The sequence below is a fragment of the Bacillus sp. ISL-7 genome (assembly GCF_018613065.1).
Window position 1 is genome coordinate 19,937 of sequence record NZ_JAGGQW010000015.1, and the last position, 16,540, is coordinate 36,476.

General features: G+C 37.3%; 14 protein-coding genes. 5 read left to right on the forward strand and 9 right to left on the reverse strand.

Annotation, left to right across the window (positions count from 1 at the left end):
• Window positions 1-40 precede the first annotated feature (40 nt).
• Both J7E66_RS03895 and J7E66_RS03900 read right to left on the reverse strand, forming a co-directional pair.
• Window positions 41-1,630 carry a response regulator transcription factor gene (locus J7E66_RS03895; protein ID WP_214998122.1) on the reverse strand — a complete coding sequence of 530 codons (1,590 nt, stop codon included), beginning with the start codon at window positions 1,628-1,630 and terminating at the stop codon, window positions 41-43.
• Window positions 1,627-3,450: a sensor histidine kinase gene (locus J7E66_RS03900; protein ID WP_214998123.1), complete on the reverse strand. Its 1,824-nt coding sequence runs from the start codon at window positions 3,448-3,450 to the stop codon at window positions 1,627-1,629. The genes J7E66_RS03895 and J7E66_RS03900 overlap by 4 nt, the downstream gene beginning before the upstream one ends.
• A gap of 211 nt (window positions 3,451-3,661) precedes the next feature.
• Here J7E66_RS03900 and J7E66_RS03905 point away from each other — a divergent pair, with 211 nt between their 5' ends.
• The 3 genes from J7E66_RS03905 (at window position 3,662) to J7E66_RS03915 (ending at window position 6,845) form a co-directional block, all read left to right on the forward strand.
• Window positions 3,662-4,630 (forward strand): carbohydrate ABC transporter permease, encoded by a 969-nt coding sequence (locus J7E66_RS03905; protein ID WP_214998124.1) that lies wholly within the window; start codon window positions 3,662-3,664, stop codon window positions 4,628-4,630.
• A complete protein-coding gene (locus J7E66_RS03910) occupies window positions 4,630-5,457 on the forward strand; it encodes a carbohydrate ABC transporter permease (RefSeq protein WP_168242063.1) in 828 nt (275 codons plus the stop codon). Before J7E66_RS03905 ends, J7E66_RS03910 begins: the two co-directional genes overlap by 1 nt.
• A gap of 89 nt (window positions 5,458-5,546) precedes the next feature.
• Entirely contained in the window at window positions 5,547-6,845 is a 1,299-nt protein-coding gene (locus J7E66_RS03915) for an ABC transporter substrate-binding protein (protein WP_214998125.1), read from the forward strand.
• A 59-nt stretch (window positions 6,846-6,904) separates the two neighbouring features.
• On the opposite strand, the gene J7E66_RS03920 is transcribed toward J7E66_RS03915, so the two are convergent.
• Window positions 6,905-7,309, reverse strand: a complete 405-nt coding sequence (locus tag J7E66_RS03920) for a globin domain-containing protein (protein ID WP_214998126.1) — start codon at window positions 7,307-7,309, stop codon at window positions 6,905-6,907.
• Window positions 7,310-7,541: 232 nt separating this feature from the next.
• Between J7E66_RS03920 and J7E66_RS03925 the strand changes: the two genes are divergently transcribed.
• Window positions 7,542-7,889: a DMT family transporter gene (locus J7E66_RS03925; RefSeq protein WP_168242060.1), complete on the forward strand. Its 348-nt coding sequence runs from the start codon at window positions 7,542-7,544 to the stop codon at window positions 7,887-7,889.
• A gap of 1 nt (window position 7,890) precedes the next feature.
• Entirely contained in the window at window positions 7,891-8,205 is a 315-nt protein-coding gene (locus J7E66_RS03930) for a DMT family transporter (RefSeq protein ID WP_088085642.1), read from the forward strand.
• A 63-nt stretch (window positions 8,206-8,268) separates the two neighbouring features.
• Here the strand turns inward: J7E66_RS03930 and J7E66_RS03935 are convergent, their stop codons facing one another.
• From J7E66_RS03935 to licT, 6 genes are all read right to left on the reverse strand, one after another.
• Window positions 8,269-8,652 (reverse strand): VOC family protein, encoded by a 384-nt coding sequence (locus J7E66_RS03935; protein ID WP_214998127.1) that lies wholly within the window; start codon window positions 8,650-8,652, stop codon window positions 8,269-8,271.
• A gap of 23 nt (window positions 8,653-8,675) precedes the next feature.
• On the reverse strand, window positions 8,676-10,076 hold the full coding sequence (locus tag J7E66_RS03940) for a hypothetical protein (RefSeq protein ID WP_214998128.1): 1,401 nt from the start codon (window positions 10,074-10,076) through the stop codon (window positions 8,676-8,678).
• Between the two features lie 316 nt (window positions 10,077-10,392).
• Window positions 10,393-11,853 carry a glycoside hydrolase family 1 protein gene (locus J7E66_RS03945; RefSeq protein WP_214998129.1) on the reverse strand — a complete coding sequence of 487 codons (1,461 nt, stop codon included), beginning with the start codon at window positions 11,851-11,853 and terminating at the stop codon, window positions 10,393-10,395.
• Between the two features lie 73 nt (window positions 11,854-11,926).
• Entirely contained in the window at window positions 11,927-13,372 is a 1,446-nt protein-coding gene (locus tag J7E66_RS03950; protein WP_214998130.1) for a glycoside hydrolase family 1 protein, read from the reverse strand.
• A gap of 86 nt (window positions 13,373-13,458) precedes the next feature.
• Window positions 13,459-15,324, reverse strand: a complete 1,866-nt coding sequence (locus J7E66_RS03955; protein WP_214998131.1) for a beta-glucoside-specific PTS transporter subunit IIABC — start codon at window positions 15,322-15,324, stop codon at window positions 13,459-13,461.
• A gap of 356 nt (window positions 15,325-15,680) precedes the next feature.
• Window positions 15,681-16,514 (reverse strand): BglG family transcription antiterminator LicT, encoded by an 834-nt coding sequence (licT, locus tag J7E66_RS03960; protein ID WP_214998132.1) that lies wholly within the window; start codon window positions 16,512-16,514, stop codon window positions 15,681-15,683.
• Window positions 16,515-16,540 lie beyond the last annotated feature (26 nt).

A 16,540-nucleotide genomic window follows, 5' to 3' on the forward strand; every position in this document is an offset into this window, starting at 1 on the left:
AATTCCAAATAAATAAGCAGAAGCTGGATTCCGGCTCTGCTCATTTCTGATTCATATAGGCTTCACGATATTCATTCGGGGTAATGCCCTCAACCTTTTTAAATACTTTGCGAAAATATTTGTCGTCTTGATACCCTATCATCGTCGCGATTTCATAGATTTTTAACTGGCTGTTTTTCAATAAAGATTTGGCCTTCTTCATCCGAAACTTCACAATATAATCTGATATATTGACGTTAAATTCTTGTTTGAATTTTCTCGAGATATATTCTCGACTGATATAAAAATGCTCGGAGATCTCTTGCAGTTTTACATCCCGATCGAAGTTCGCTTGCAAATACTTTTCAATATCATAAATGATGTTACTATGTTTCTGAAGGGTTCTTTTCTTAACTTTTTTCAAAAAGATAGCAATCTCTCGTTTCTTTCTCTGTTTGTATTCTTCAAGCATAAAGTGACCGTTTATATCAAAAAATAAATCAATTCGTTTTTCGATGTCCTCAGCTGCTTTAACAGGTAGATTATAATGCTTAAACCATCTATTGCTGATCACCAAATATTCATTTTCTAAATGGGACAGCTGTTTTAATGACAGAAAGTGGTTTTCTGTAAAATCTGTTGAAATTTGATTTATCACTTCTTCAAAGGCACCTATTTCACCAGCTTGTACAGCCAGTTCTATATTAGCAGAGTAGTCCAAAAGGTTCCTTAAGGCATGGCTTGGCAGTTTCTCCTGCACATAGACTCGATTTTCTGTTTTGTCCAAGATGTTACTAGTGAATAATAGCTGTTTAGCATAAAGATACGAATCAAATAAATTGGAACTCTTAGTAACTAACTTACCTAAAACGATGGGACAAGAAATATCCATTGTATTTCTTATCGTCTTATATATTTGTTTTAAAAGTTCTTCTATTTGCTCAAACCTATTCCAGAAGATAATCACAACTTCTCCCTTATTGGATAAGTAGCGAAAACCAATTCCACATTCATTTTTCATCATAATTTCGTTAATGACGTTCAAAATCGTAAAGTAGGCTAAATCTCGATCTCCTTGAAATGCCTCAATTGTTTTTCCGTTAATCCGAACAAGGGCTACTTGATAATTGTGAGACGGATGAATACCAAAATTCTCATACAAATCTTCCTTCAGATTGTCGCTATTTACTAACTGGGTAAGCTTGCGGTCTCGATAAACCGGCTTCATTTCATTGATTAATTGAGAGCTGCTTTCTTTTCTCTCCCTGTCTAAAGCTTCTTTTTTCCATTCATCTACAGCTGTTTCCAACGTATGATTTAAGATTTCGGGATCAATCGGCTTTAGGAGATAGTCAGAACTTCCGAAATGAATGGCTTTGCGCATATAGTGGTAATCATCATAACCTGTCACAACAATAGTTTTGCTTGTTGGCTGATTTTCTTTAATCCATTCTAACAGGTTGACGCCATCCATTTTTGGCATTTTCATATCTGAAAAAATAATCTCTGGCTTATACTTTTGAATTAAATGTATCGCTTCTTCTCCATTTCCGGCTTCATAAATTTCATCAATTCCGTTTTTTTCCCAATCACCCAGTATCTTAATTCCTTCGCGAACGTGCTTTTCATCATCGACGATTAATGCTCTCATGAAAGCTCCACCTCCTTTTGCATAACCTTTGGAAACTGAACGGTCACAGAAAATCCAGTTTCTTCATTACTATTAATAGTCATGTGTGCTTGATTAGCGTAATAAATCTGTAAGCGGTCATATATATTTTTTAAGCCAATCGTTTCTCTATGCTTCTCTTCTTTTGACACACCATGATATAATTCCTGCCTGATACTTTTCAACTGTTCTTCATTTGCGCCTATTCCATTATCTTTTACAGTAAGACAAACCAACGCGTCATCCTGAACACTCGCCTCAATTTGTATAAATGCTTTTCCTACCTGCTGATCAAAGCCATGCTTAAAACAATTTTCCACAATGGGCTGCAAAATCATTTTCGGTATCATGATTTCTTGTACCTCTTTTGAGACATTTAATTCAAATTCGAACTGCTCGTCAAAGCGTTGTTTTTGTAACAATAAATAGGATTTAACATGCATCAGCTCTGAAATAAAAGGGACAATGTCTTCCTTCATATTCATACTGTATCTCATGATTTTCGATAAGGAAGTGAGCAAGGAATAGACAGGAACGGCTTTGGATTTCAACGCCAAGGTACCAATCGATTGAAGGGCGTTATATAAAAAATGCGGGTTAATTTGTGACCGTAATACACGCAGCTGTGATTCTTTATTTTCTATCTCTAATTTATATTCTCGCTCAATTAAATCATTGATTTTCGCAATCATTACTTTGAAATGCCTTCCTAACATCCCAATTTCATCGTTTCCTAATGAATCAAAATCCGCCTCAAATTCACCTTTTTCTACTTTTTTCATGTTATCAATTAATACCTTGATCGGTGCGGTTATCTTAAATGAAACAAACATGGTCGCAATTAACACAATAACGAGCGTCACGATACCAATCAAAATGTTGATTAAGGCCGTTTCTCTTGCACCTTGATAGAGTACATTGTAAGGAATTCGTTTCACAATATACCAATTCTTGTAGGGGGCGGAAAACTTATCGTGAACAATCACACCCGAGAATTGTTTATCCTTCCATTCCATACTTTTACTGGAGGCGGACTCCTTTTTTACTTTCCCAAACCACTTTTCTTTATTTTCCTTGCCGATCATTGATTCGTTGGAGGAGTATATAATAACTCCTTTTTCATCCATAATGTACAAGTCTTCCATGTCCTTTGTATATAAGCGGCCGGCAATCGCACCTATTTTGGAAAGATTAATATCAATAGACAAAAAGCCTAATAGCTTGTCTGACGGTACGTCACGAAGGATGTTATGAAAGCTTAGGACATTTTTCTTTTCTGAGTTTGGGATAACCGATATATTGTTATAACTATACATTTCATGTGGCGGTTCAATAACGGAAAAAAGGCTTTTATATCGATTTAATCGTGCATAATAAGGATGCGAAAAGATACTCTCATACTTTGCTCTGCCGCTAATTCTAGAATGATAATTGGTATAGGAATCCTTTCCTTTATCAATGTAAATGTGCATTTGTTCAATCTCAGGACGTGTATTAAATAAATAGGCAAGAGCTCGGCGAACTTCTTCCTGATTAGTGTTTAAATTCTGTGATAGCCCATCCCTCATCACATTCATAAAGGGCGTATAACGGTAAAGTACGGACGACATCTGGGCCACATCTTCCAAATATACAGTTAGCTCGTCTTCACCTTTGACAATCAGGTCATGATTGGTTGAAACAAAGCGATTATTAAGAGACTTTGTTGTTTGGTAATAAGTAATCGCAATCGAACTTCCAAAAGGCAGAACCGTTACTAGTATTAAAAATATAATAAGCTTTTTACGAATTCCCCATTGCATATCATCTTGGTTAGTTATATGAAAAAAACAGAACTAACCTTCCTCCAATTAATGAATTTTCTCCATTGTAACAACTATCTATATCCATTCCTATGGCATATATTGACTTGTCCATAGGAATGACTGTTCAATATATTCCACCCTACTGGTCAATGTAAGCCGTTTCATAATTTTCATTATTCTCTAAAATGAAATTATGGAGGTGCAGGTAATGAATAGTCATAGTAAGTTGGAAAAAGTAGAATCATCAGTATTAGTAAATCCAAAAAACGCAGCAGTTTCAAAGTCAGTTTCCTTAAATAAAAATAAGAAACTGAAAGATGCAGGATTATTTGCTTTATTTGTAGGGCCCGTTTTGTTAGCTTTTACACTCATTGTTCTGATTCCTTTCTTCACAGGTATTTATTATGCCTTTACAGACTGGAACGGGATCACAGGAGCGGTCAAATGGGTTGGCTTGGACAATTTCAAGTACATCTTCACCGATGACAAGCAATTCCAAGATTCTTTTAAACTTACAACGAAATATACGGTCGTTGCCATTATCTTAACTAATGCAATTGGGTTTGGATTAGCGTTACTAGTCACCCAAATGTTGAAAACGAGAAATATTTTACGAACAGTGTTCTTCATGCCTAACTTGATCGGCGGTCTTTTATTAGGATTTATCTGGCAGTTTATTTTTGTCAAAGGCTTTGCCTCCATCGGTGCGCTTACAGGTATCCCTCTGTTTGAGTTAGCTTGGTTAGGCGATAAAAATACCGCCTTCTGGGGAATTGTGATTGTCAGTGTATGGCAAGGTGCAGGCTACATTATGATTATCTATATTGCAGCATTACAGAACGTTCCTCAAGAATTAATTGAAGCAGCGAAAATTGACGGTGCAAATAGGTGGCAGATTCTTCGTCACATCACCATGCCTCTCGTCGCACCAGCTGTTACCATTTGTTTATTTTTAACAACGGCATCATCCTTTAAGGTCTTTGATGCAAACCTTTCCTTGACGAATGGCGGTCCATTTAAGTCAACTGAAATGTTAGCGCTTAATATTTATACAGAAGCATTTGTTAATAACCGATACGGAATTGGTGAAGCAAAAGCACTTATTTTCTTCCTTGTTGTCGCAGCTATTTCTGTTATTCAAGTGACATATTCGAAGAAAAAGGAGGTTGAGTCCTAATGGGAAACAGGTACACAGGAAAAACATTTATTGTTGAAATCCTTGCCATCCTGCTTGGCCTAGCCTTTTTAGTCCCTTTCTATTATGTTATAGCAAACTCCTTAAAGCCGTTTGCTGAGATTTTAACTAACACATCGGCCCTGCCGTCCGTGCTGCAGTTTGAGAACTATGTGAGCGCCTTCGAAAAACTGAACTATCTGAAAGTATTTTCAAACTCTTTAATTGTTACTGTTGTGAGTAATATCGTTCTGGTTATCTTTTGTTCAATGGCGGCGTACATGCTAGTCCGAACAAAAAAGAAGATCAGTAACGTAATTTTCATGATTTTCGTTGCAGCGATGATTATTCCGTTTCAATCGATCATGATCCCGCTTATCAAAACAGCAGGTACCTTTGGACTTTTAAATAGCGTCTGGGGTCTTGTCATTATGTACTTAGGCTTTGGATCAGGGATGACTATTTTCTTGTATCACGGTTTTATCAAAGGAATTCCGGTCGAACTTGAAGAGGCAGCAATTATCGATGGCTGTTCAAGGTTTGGCGTATTTTGGAGAATCGTTTTTCCACTATTAAAACCGATAACGGTTACGATTGTCATTTTAAACAGCTTATGGATTTGGAATGACTTCTTATTACCATCACTTGTTCTACAGGATCCGGAATTAAAAACGATTCCATTAGCAACGTTCTCCTTCTTTGGACAATATACAAAGCAATGGGATTTAGCACTAGCAGCATTGGTCATGGGCATCATTCCGTTGTTAATCTTCTTCTTTGCGATGCAAAAACACATTATTAAAGGGATTACCAGCGGTTCAATAAAGTGAAATATACGTGGGGAACAACCTCTTCTATCTAATTGACAGTTAGCAGAGACTAATATAAAAATAGATTTTACAAACAGGAGGGAATTTTAATGGGGTTCAAAAAGTATTCTTTACTAGCAGGTGTACTATCCGCTTCACTTCTATTAGCAACAGCTTGTTCTAGCGACAGTGCATCGAGTGATAAAAAAAGCAGCGGTGGCAAAGACGGGAAAGTAGTTGTTGATCTTTTTAATGGGAAAGTTGAAATCGCTGACCAATTAAAGGCCTTAACAGACCAATATACAAAAGAACATCCAGAAGTTACTTTTAATATTGAAACAGTTGGCGGCGGCGCGGATGGTTCTGCAGCCCTAAAAGCAAAGTTTGCTTCTAATAAAGCACCTGATATCTTTGGTAATGGCGGTTATCAAGAGGCGCAAACATGGAAAGATAAATTTGAAGATTTATCCGATCAGCCTTGGGTAAAAGATGCCTATGAGAGCGCGTTACTACCTATGACAATTGATGGGAAGGTTTATGGCCAGCCTGTTAATATGGAAGGCTATGGTTTTGCTTACAATAAAAAATTATTTGCAAAAGCTGGTATTACAGAACTGCCAAAAACCTTCACGGAGTTAGAAGCTGCGTCGAAAAAACTGAAAGCTGCCGGGATTACTCCTTTCTCTGTTGGCTATGCTGAATGGTGGGTTTTAGCAAACCATGGTCTTAACGTTCCGTTCGCTTACCAACAAGCGGATGACGAAAACTTCATTAAAGGTTTAAACGAAGGTACAGCAAAAATTGAAGGCAACAAATACTTCAATGACTACTTTAAGCTTGTAGACCTAACAATTAAATATGGTAATAAAAATCCATTAACAACTGACTACAATACAGAAGTAACACAATTTGCAAACGGCGAAACAGCAATGATTCAGCAAGGTAACTGGATCCAGCCGATGCTGGATAAATTAAGTCCTGGCATGGAAGTTGGTTTCATTCCGTTGGCACTGACTGATGATGCAGCACAAGCAGATAAATTAATGGTTGACGTACCAACAAACTGGGTAGTTCATAACAAAGCTCCTGAAGCAGATAAAAAAGCGGCAAAAGATTTCTTAAACTGGATGGTTTCATCTGAAGAAGGTAAAACAGCATTAGTTAAGGAATTCAAATACATCCCTGCTTTTAAAACAATTGAAGCAAAAGCAGAAGATATTGGACCACTAGGTGCAGAACTTCAGAAATACTCTCAAGAAGGCAAAACCTACTCTTGGCAGTTCATGAAATATCCTGATGGTGCTGGACAAGAATTTGGTGCTTCCCTTCAAGCCTATGTTGGCGGCCAAAAGTCTAAAGCAGAAACAGAAAAATCTTTAGATGCAACTTGGGCTAAACTAAAGAAGTAGTATTAAAAATCTAAGGCTCTTCTCAATCTGAGAAGAGCCTATTTTCATTTAACTAGTTCTTATTCACGGTCCGGGCTATTAACCATAATTCCAGCCACTTGCGTTAACCGGTCATAAAAGGCCTGTCCTGCTGATTGCTGATCAAGCCCAATTTCTTCAAATGCTTCCTTCATACAGCGAAGCCAGCATGCAGCTCTTCTCGGTGTTACTTCAAATGGCAGGTGCCGCCCTCTCATTGCTGGGGGACCAAATTCCTGAGAATAAAGGGCTGGGCCCCCTAAAAACTGTGGAAGAAACATCCTCTGTTTGCGCTTAATTTCTTCCATTTCCCCTTCAAACAAGGGTCTTAACTCTGGGTCAGCATATACTCGTGGATAAAAGGCATTGACCAATTTATCAATTGTTTCCTGCCCGCCTATTTCCTCATAAAGTGATTTAAGTTTGTATTCCAAATTCGTCACCATCCACTTTTATTTTTTTCCCTATTTGTGATTATTATAAAGTTAAAGCGGAAAGATTTTTGTGATTGATATCACAGTAAATTTAAAAATACATAAATTTCCACGCGTTGGAAAGGTGTTTAAAACAACTTTCTAAAAAATTGTGGTATCCTAATATAATATGCTGGTTTCATATTAGTATTTAATCGGACCATTTTGGTTTATAGTACAAGCGGTCTTTCAAGAGGTGTAAAGAATGAATAAGGCCTGGATTTACGTAGGCTTAACCTGTTTGTTTGAATTGATTTGGGTATACGGATTTAATGAGGCACAAACGTGGTGGCAGTGGGCAATCGTCGTTGGAGTTATTTTTTTAGACTATCATATTCTGCCTAAAGCATGTGAGACTCTCCCTACCGGTACTGTTTATGCAATATTTGCCGGAATAGGGACAATTGGTACGGTGTTAATGGATATATATCTTTTTGGAGAAAGCTTTAGTCCTGGGAAGGCTTTTTTTATCTTGACCATTGTCATTGGCGTGATCGGATTAAATCTCTCGGACAAGGAAGATGAAAAAACAGCCGTAAAGGGAGTTGCCTAATATGGGTTGGGTTTTTGTCTTTTTAGCAGCTGCAAGTGAGGTCGCCGGTGCGGCTGGACTTAAATTATACAGCCAGCAAAAAACGCTCCGAAATGGTGTTCTATATATTGGAGGGTTCGGCGCATCACTGGCTTTTTTATATGTGTCCTTTCAGTTTCTTCAACTAAGCATTGCCTATGCCGTTTGGGTCGGAATTGGGACAGCCGGTGCTGTTTTTATTAATATGTTTCTTTTTGGTGAATCAAAAAACCTTGGGCGCATCATTAGCGTCATTTTAATTATTATAGGTGTTGTCGGCTTAAAGGCACTATCATAATACTTAAAAGGGTCAGCTCTCAGGTAAGTTAACGCGTAACTTATCAGGGACTGACCACTGCTTTTACGGTGCTACTAATTCCACTTTGATTCGATCAGGATCTTCGAAAAAAACAGCGTAATGAGATTCCCCGCCAGCAAATGGATGTTTATCTGGATATAGAATATTAACTCCTTTTTCCTTCAATTGTATTGTCATTTGATTAACCTGCTCTCTTGATACTGCCTGAAAAGCTAAATGGTTCAGGCCGACTCTAGAACGATGATACGGAATATCTAGAAAACGGTCATCCGCCTGAACAAAAACAATATAAGTTTCTCCATGTTTCCAGCTGAAACCAGACTCCCATTTTTGGAAAGGCTCATATCCTATTTCAGTTAAAAACCACCCCCAAAACTCGATAGTTTTGCTTAGGTTGGAAACATAGATTTCTAAATGGTGCAGCATTGGGCTTCTATCTCCTTTATGGCTTACCTGATTTTCCCCAATTCCTCTAAAAATGCAGGCCGTCTCATGTACTTTTGTCTTAATTCTCCGATCAGCTTATGTGAATGAATCGTTCCACATGCATTTTTGTAGGTTTTTATGATTGAACAAACCGTACGATATTTTTTTCGATCCGTAGCCTCCTCCGCCGAGTATTCAATATACTTAATAAAAAGGTTGTTTACTTCTTCTAAATATTCCTTAATTACATATGGATAAAGGTCCGTTATAGATGAAATATGATTTTGACAATAGTTTAAAAGCTCATCAGACAAATTTTCCTCTTTTAATATGGAGAGGTACACAGAGGGCTGGTACTCCATCTTTTTAAAATCATCAACAAGCTTTTTCAAATTAACATCCCATTCATTTGCTCCATATAATTCTTTTAGTTTTAAATAATATGTAAATTCATTTTTGAATAACAGTTCTCTTGCTAACTTCTTTTGTTGTTCCATATCGCCAAGAAATTCATAGGCTTGATAGCGGTATTCCCGCCACTTATGGACAAGGCCTCGATATTCTGCGTCTGCTTTTTCTCCATCCAAACAAAGTTGAATTACTTTCTTGTAGTCGCCTTTTCCAAGTTCATTGACAATTGCCTTTTCACGAAACTCGCTATGGTCGATATTCTCAGAAATAAATCTTTCAGCTGCCTCAGCCCCATCACATCGTTCAATGATTTCGAGTTGCAATAATTTTATTTGTGTTTTTTCAAATCTATCATTCCAAGAGAATTCTGTCTTCAACAGTAGGGATTCCAGCTGTTTTTCTAACTTTTTTCTAAACACTTTATTAGGAGAATAATAGGCACAAATTTTTAAAAGAGCATAGCGCCAATCACTCCAACCATCATAATGTGCTTTTAATGCTTCTTTCATAATCGCGTCAAAAAGACCCTTCTTCTCTTTCTCATTCAAATGTGTCAGACCGGAAATAACTGCATCGTCAATCATTCTTATTGCCCAATTCATAATGTCACCGATTGAGCCATTTGAGTCATCAGAAAAATTGAGCATTTTTACAACAGGTGACAATACGACCAGTGATAGTAAAACTGCACTCTCCCATTCACCTTTATCTACTTTTTCTTGTGCTTTTTGGAGAGTCAGATCTGCACCTTGTAATGCTGTGGCCACGTGACGCCAATCGATGAAACCTTTCCTTTTTGCACGATTAATAGATTCAGTAATAAGCTTTTTCGCTGATGAAATTTCGTCTTTATGAGGAGTGTATTTAAAAAGAAGTGGTTTTTCAATTTCAGGGTAATCATTGGACAGGTCAAGAATAATCTTTATTAATTCTTCTTTATTTTGATTCGATAGGATCGTACGGAAATCAATTTCGTTTGATCGTGAGGTTGTATTTGGATTAGATTGATTCATGTTTTATCACCCCATTTGGATAATATATACTATATTGTAGCAGTTTACATAGATTTGGGGCAGAAAATAAAACCTAAAGTTGTATTTAGAAAAGGCTGTTTCAGTAGGCTTAATTGTTTTAACGTTAATTTCTAAAAGATTGTTGTTTCCTAAATTCGCTCATTGAAGGGACATGTCGTAAAAACATCATAAATGTCCAATCATTCGAGTGTAATTTTACATAATATATCATTTTAATTGAGTTTCTCCTCGAGTTATTTGGTATTTATCATACAAAAAACGCCGATAACCACAACGGTTATCGACGTTTTTCTAATTACAGTTGTTCACCGTTAGTTGCGATGACATTTTTATACCAATGAAATGATTTTTTCTTCCTTCTTTCTAATGTACCATTCCCATAATCATCTTGATCCACATAAATAAATCCATAACGTTTTGACATTTCTGAGGTACTTGCACTTATTAAATCAATACAGCCCCAGCTGGTGTAACCCATAACTTCTACTCCGTCTTTAATAGCTTCCCCCATTTGTTCAATATGGGCCCGTAAATAATCGATACGATAATCATCATTGATCGATCCATCTTCTTCTACTTTATCGTAGGCACCTAAACCATTTTCGACGATAAATAATGGTACTTGGTAACGATCGTACATTTTCTTTAAAGTGATCCGCAGCCCTTTAGGATCAATTTGCCATCCCCAATCAGAGGCTTCTAAATAAGGGTTTTTGATACCACTAAAAAAGTTTCCTTTTTCTTTTAATCTTTCAGGCGCACCACTAGTGACCATGGTCATATAGTAGCTAAATGATAGGAAGTCTACTGTATGTTGTAACAAGATTTCTTCATCACCTGGTAACATATCAATTTTAATATTATTTTTTTCAAAATAACTTAACATAAAACTTGGATAATACCCGCGTACTTGAACGTCTGTGAAGAATAGATTCTTTTGATCTTCTTCTAATGCGGCTAGAACATCATCTGGACTGCAAGTTTCTGGATAAACTTCCATACGAGCCAACATACAACCGATCATGGCATCTGGAATCATTTCATGACATGCTTTTACGGCCCTTGCACTTGCAACAAATTGATGATGGAGAGCTTGATAAACGGCTTGTTCCTTATGCTCTACACGGTCAACAAGTATACCACTGCCAATATACGGAGAAATGGTGGATACATTAATTTCATTAAATGTTAACCAGTATTTTACTTTTCCTTTATAACGTTGAAATACAGTCTCTGCATAATGTACAAAGTAATCCACCAAGCTGCGATCTGTCCAGCCATTATATTTTTGTACCAAGTAAAGCGGCATTTCATAATGAGATAAAGTCACCAAAGGCTCAATTCCATACTTTGATAATTCGTCAAACACTTTGTCGTAGAATGCTAGTCCTTCTTCATTTGGCTCCAGCTCATCACCATTTGGAAAAATTCGCGGCCAAGAAATAGACAAACGGAATGTTTTAAAGCCCATTTCAGCAAACAAGGCAATGTCTTCTTTATAACGATGGTAAAAGTCAATTCCACGGCGTTTAGGGAAGTTGTCTCCGCCTGTTCCCGCTAATAACGCTTCTAATTCTTCTTCACTTCTGACATCCATCTCGATGTCATTTCGTTCTTCTTTAGGTACAAACGAAACCATATCAAAAATAGATAATCCTTTGCCACCTTCATTATAGGCACCTTCTAATTGGTTGGCAGCAGTTGCTCCGCCCCATAGAAAGCCCTCTGGAAATAGTGTTTGTTTATTTATAGTCATAACAAATTCCTCCCGTCATTTTAAAGATTCCGAATGATATTCACACATCTAGCAGTTTTAATGAAATACGCCCTTATTGTAGTTCTTCCCCATCAGTAGCAATGACATCTTTATACCAGAAAAATGACTTTTTCTTCTTGCGCTCTAATGTACCACTGCCATCATCATGTTTATCGACGTAAATGTAACCATAGCGCTTCGACATTTCCCCTGACGATGCACTGACTAAGTCAATGCAGCCCCAGCTGGTATACCCCATTAGTTCCACGCCATCTTCAATCGCTTCACCCATCGCCTTGATGTGTTCACGTAAATAATCAATCCGGTAATCATCATTAATGGAGCCGTCTTCTTCAACCTTGTCATATGCACCGAGACCATTTTCCACGATGAACAATGGAACCTGATATCTATCATATAATTTGTTTAAGCTAATACGTAAACCGGCTGGATCAATCTCCCAACCCCAATCGCTAGCTTTTAGGAATGGATTTTTCACTCCTCCGATGATATTTCCTTGTGATGCTTCTAGTTCTGACTTTACCTTTTTCTCTGTACGTGACATGTAATAACTGAAACCAATATAGTCGACGGTGCCTTCCTTAAGTAATTCCAGGTCGCCTTCTTGAATTTCTAATTGAACACCATGCTCTTTAAAGTAGCGCTTAATGAACGCTGGATATTCTCCGCGTACCTGAACATCAGCACAGAAATTGTTAAACAAACGTTCTTCTTGCAGGGCATACATCACGTTTTCTGGGTTCGAATCGAAAGAGTAAACAGGAGCAAAGATAATCATACAGCCAATTTTTGCATCAGGAATTATTTTTTTGCACGCTTTTACGGCAATCGCACTGGCCACAAATTGATGATGGAAGGCTTGGAATGTGGGCTGATATTTGTCTTCCTCTTTATGGATAGAGAATCCTAGTCCCATGATTGGCATAACCAAACCACTATTGATTTCATTGAATGTCATCCAATTTTTCACTTTATCCTTATAACGATTGAAAATAGCATTCACGTATCTTTCAAAGAAAGTAACAATCTTGCGATTTCTCCAACCGCCATATTCTTTTACAAGGGTAACCGGCATTTCATAGTGAGAGATCGTGACAACCGGTTCTATTCCATACTTGTGTAATTCATCAAACACACGGTCATAGAATGCTAACCCTTCTTCATTTGATTCTAATTCATCGCCGTTTGGAAAAATACGTGTCCAGGCAATCGACATACGAAACGCTTTGAAGCCCATTTCCGCAAATAACGCGATATCTTCTTTATAACGATGGTAGAAATCAATGCCTTCATGGTTCGGGTAGCTGTACTTTTCTTTATCAATTTCAAAATTAAAGCCAGGAGTTTGTAGAATCGAGAGTCGCTCTTTTCCGCCTGGAAGAACGTCTGCAATGTTTAATCCTTTATTGCCTTCATAAAATCCGCCTTCCATTTGGTTAGCCGCTGTAGCTCCGCCCCATAAAAATCCTTTTGGAAATTTCGTTTCATTTGTCTTCATTTTTTTTCACCTCATAATGTTTATCAGTACTTCAGTGTGTATATATCGGAATATGTAGTAAGGGGGGAAATCTCCCCCTTATGAACCTACACTAGTAATGCCATGAATGCTTCACTACTATTAACCTTGCCTTCTTTAACAGGTTTAATGGATTGATAGCGGTCTGGATTTGTAATGATAACCGGTGTAATTAAGTCATAACCCTCTGCCTTAATAGCATCGATATCAAAGGTTACAAGGGTATCACCCATTTCAACAAAATCGCCATCTTTTACATGAGATGTAAAGTGTTTGCCATTCAGTTTCACTGTATCGATCCCAACATGGATAAGAATTTCTGCACCACTATCACTTGTGATGCCAATGGCATGCTTTGTCTTAAAAATGGTTGTTATCTTTCCAGTTACAGGAGAAACTACTTTTCCTTCTTCTGGTTGAATCGCGAAGCCCTTACCCATGATTCCGCTGGAGAACGTGGAATCATTCACGTCAGTTAATGGTTTTACTAAACCTTTAATTGGGCTGTATACTTGTTCTGCCGCAATAATTAATCCTGATTTTGGTTCTACTGCTCTTTCATCAGATACTGTAGGTGCATTATCTTCTTCACTTTCCACATCTTCAAATCCCATTATATATGCTGCAATCGCACCTGCTGCAAATGCAATTGGGAATCCTAAAATGGCTAATATAAACGTTTCACCAATAAATGAAGGGATACCCGGTAAACCTGCACTACCACCAAGAATAAAATATTTTACACCAACAGCGCTATAGTACGCTCCACCGACGGCACCACCAATTAATCCACCGATAAACGGTTTCTTCAATCGCATGTTAACCCCATACATGGCTGGTTCAGTAATCCCCATAACAGCCGTTATACTTGTTGTCATCGCTAATGATTTAAAAGACTTGTTTTTTGAACGTAAGGATACACCAAATGTTGCTCCAGCTTGCCCCATGTTTGCCATGAACATGGAAGGCATGATCACATCGTAACCTTTTGTAGCTAGATTGTTCATTGCAATTGGTAAAAACGCATAGTGCATACCTGTCATAATAATCAATGACCATGTACCGCCTAAAATTAACCCTGCAACAATACCTGCATTATCAAATAATGCGCCAACTCCTAAAGAAAGCCAGTTTCCAATAAATGATCCAAGTGGACCAACCGCAATCAATGTGACAGGGACAACAATTAATATCGTAAGAGTGGGAACAAGAATCAGTTTAAACATACTTGGAATAATACGGTCTACCCATTTTTCAACATAGGCTGCAATCCAAATGGCTAAAAGAATTGGGATAACTGTTGAAGAATAGGTGACAGCCGTTACTGGGATGCCAAGAAATTCGATGGGCTTACCCGCACTTAACAATGCTGTTAGCGTTGGATGTAAAAGTGCTGCCCCGATTGTTGCTGCCACGTATACATTGCTGCCAAATTTCTTTGCTGCGCTAACTGCTAGTAAAATAGGCAAGAAATAGAAAGCACCATCACCAATTGCATTTAAGATGGTATATAATTGGCTCTTATCAGAAAGCCAGCCGAATGCAAGTGCAATCGCTAGTAACCCTTTAATCATCCCGGCTCCAGCAATCGCTGGCAGGATTGGTGTAAACACACCAGAAATCACATCGAAAATGGCATTGATGATATTTTTATTTTTTCCTGATTTCTTGCCATGGCTATCTGCTTTAATGGAACTGTTTCCTAAAATTGCGTTATATACTTTTGGTACATCATTTCCGATAATAATCTGGAATTGGTCACCGCTGATATTCGTCCCCATTACTCCAGCTACTTTTTCTATCTTTTTACGGTCCACTTTACTTTGATCATGTAAGTTAAAACGCAATCTAGTCATACAGTGAATAACGTTTTGTACATTTCCATCTCCGCCGACAAGCTCTAGAATTTCTTTAGCTGATTTATTGTAATCCATGAGAAGTTCCCCCTTATTTTTGTAAAAAAATAACCTGAGCAGCAGGAGTCCACAAAATTCCGAACTCGAGCTACTCAGGTTTTGCCTGCATTACCAGTAACAATCCTGTATTAATCGTATTAAGTTTTGTAGAAACTTCTGATACCTTCGTAAGTATTGGCCAGTCCTTACGCTTATATTCAGGCCTTTCAAGAGAATAAAAAAAACCTAAATTGCACGCCATAAAAATATGACATTGCAATTTAGGTTTTGCCTGCATAATCAGTAACAATCCTAATCAATTAATATTAATTTATAAGAACATACTAGCATGCGCTTTCATTTCATGTCAACGCTTTCTTTTATGGAATTTTTTTCTAGTTTCGATTAACGACTCGTTCAATATGAATGGTAAGATACGCTATTTCTTCCTTCGTAATTTTTTTGTTATGTGCCTTCTCAATAAATTCCTTTATTTTTCCGGTACATGCAAAGGCATCGGGATACTTTATTTTCACCATGTCATATAGATAATCGTCTGGGCTTTCCAAGTTTTTTTCACTAAAAAGGCGTTGAGCAAAAAACTTTAGATGGGTAAGGAATCGAAAATAATTCAAGGATTCTTCATCAATTTCAATTTTAAAATAATACTTTACAATGTTTAATATATCTTGAATTAATTTTGTAATACTGACTACATTGGGCATTTCTTCGTTTAACTCAGCATTTACAATATGCATCGCGATAAAGCCCGCTTCATCTTCGGGTAGAGAAATCCCAAGCATCTCTTCGATCTTTTGTATTGCCTTTAAACCAATCGCAAATTCGTCACTATAAATTCTTTTGATCTCCCAGAGCAACGCATTTGAAATTAGTAAGCCCTTTTTATTTCTCTCAATAGCAAACGTTATATGGTCTGTTAATGATACATAGATACTGTCATTTAACTTTTTTCCGAGTTTTTCCTTCGCATAAGAAATGATTCTTTCTGAAACATCCATGTATTCTAATGGAATATCGTATAATAACGTTTTAAATTTTTCTGAGACATCCTTATTGTCCAATTTAAAAATCTTCTCTATCTTGGACTCGTCCACAACATCACCAGGCCTCTTCTGAAACGCAATTCCCCTGCCCATGATTACTAACTCTTTTTTCTGTTCATTCAATACACTAATCACGTTATTATTAATTACCTTTGCGATTTTCATATAAATCACCTTTTTATGGAAGTTTT

Coding starts and splice junctions, on each gene's coding strand:
- J7E66_RS03895 (WP_214998122.1), bottom strand. CDS start 1,630: ATGAGAGCATTAATCGTCGATGATGAAAAGCACGTTCGCGAAGGAATT.
- J7E66_RS03900 (WP_214998123.1), bottom strand. CDS start 3,450: ATGCAATGGGGAATTCGTAAAAAGCTTATTATATTTTTAATACTAGTA.
- J7E66_RS03905 (WP_214998124.1), top strand. CDS start 3,662: ATGAATAGTCATAGTAAGTTGGAAAAAGTAGAATCATCAGTATTAGTA.
- J7E66_RS03910 (WP_168242063.1), top strand. CDS start 4,630: ATGGGAAACAGGTACACAGGAAAAACATTTATTGTTGAAATCCTTGCC.
- J7E66_RS03915 (WP_214998125.1), top strand. CDS start 5,547: ATGGGGTTCAAAAAGTATTCTTTACTAGCAGGTGTACTATCCGCTTCA.
- J7E66_RS03920 (WP_214998126.1), bottom strand. CDS start 7,309: ATGGTGACGAATTTGGAATACAAACTTAAATCACTTTATGAGGAAATA.
- J7E66_RS03925 (WP_168242060.1), top strand. CDS start 7,542: ATGAATAAGGCCTGGATTTACGTAGGCTTAACCTGTTTGTTTGAATTG.
- J7E66_RS03930 (WP_088085642.1), top strand. CDS start 7,891: ATGGGTTGGGTTTTTGTCTTTTTAGCAGCTGCAAGTGAGGTCGCCGGT.
- J7E66_RS03935 (WP_214998127.1), bottom strand. CDS start 8,652: ATGCTGCACCATTTAGAAATCTATGTTTCCAACCTAAGCAAAACTATC.
- J7E66_RS03940 (WP_214998128.1), bottom strand. CDS start 10,076: ATGAATCAATCTAATCCAAATACAACCTCACGATCAAACGAAATTGAT.
- J7E66_RS03945 (WP_214998129.1), bottom strand. CDS start 11,853: ATGACTATAAATAAACAAACACTATTTCCAGAGGGCTTTCTATGGGGC.
- J7E66_RS03950 (WP_214998130.1), bottom strand. CDS start 13,372: ATGAAGACAAATGAAACGAAATTTCCAAAAGGATTTTTATGGGGCGGA.
- J7E66_RS03955 (WP_214998131.1), bottom strand. CDS start 15,324: ATGGATTACAATAAATCAGCTAAAGAAATTCTAGAGCTTGTCGGCGGA.
- licT (WP_214998132.1), bottom strand. CDS start 16,514: ATGAAAATCGCAAAGGTAATTAATAATAACGTGATTAGTGTATTGAAT.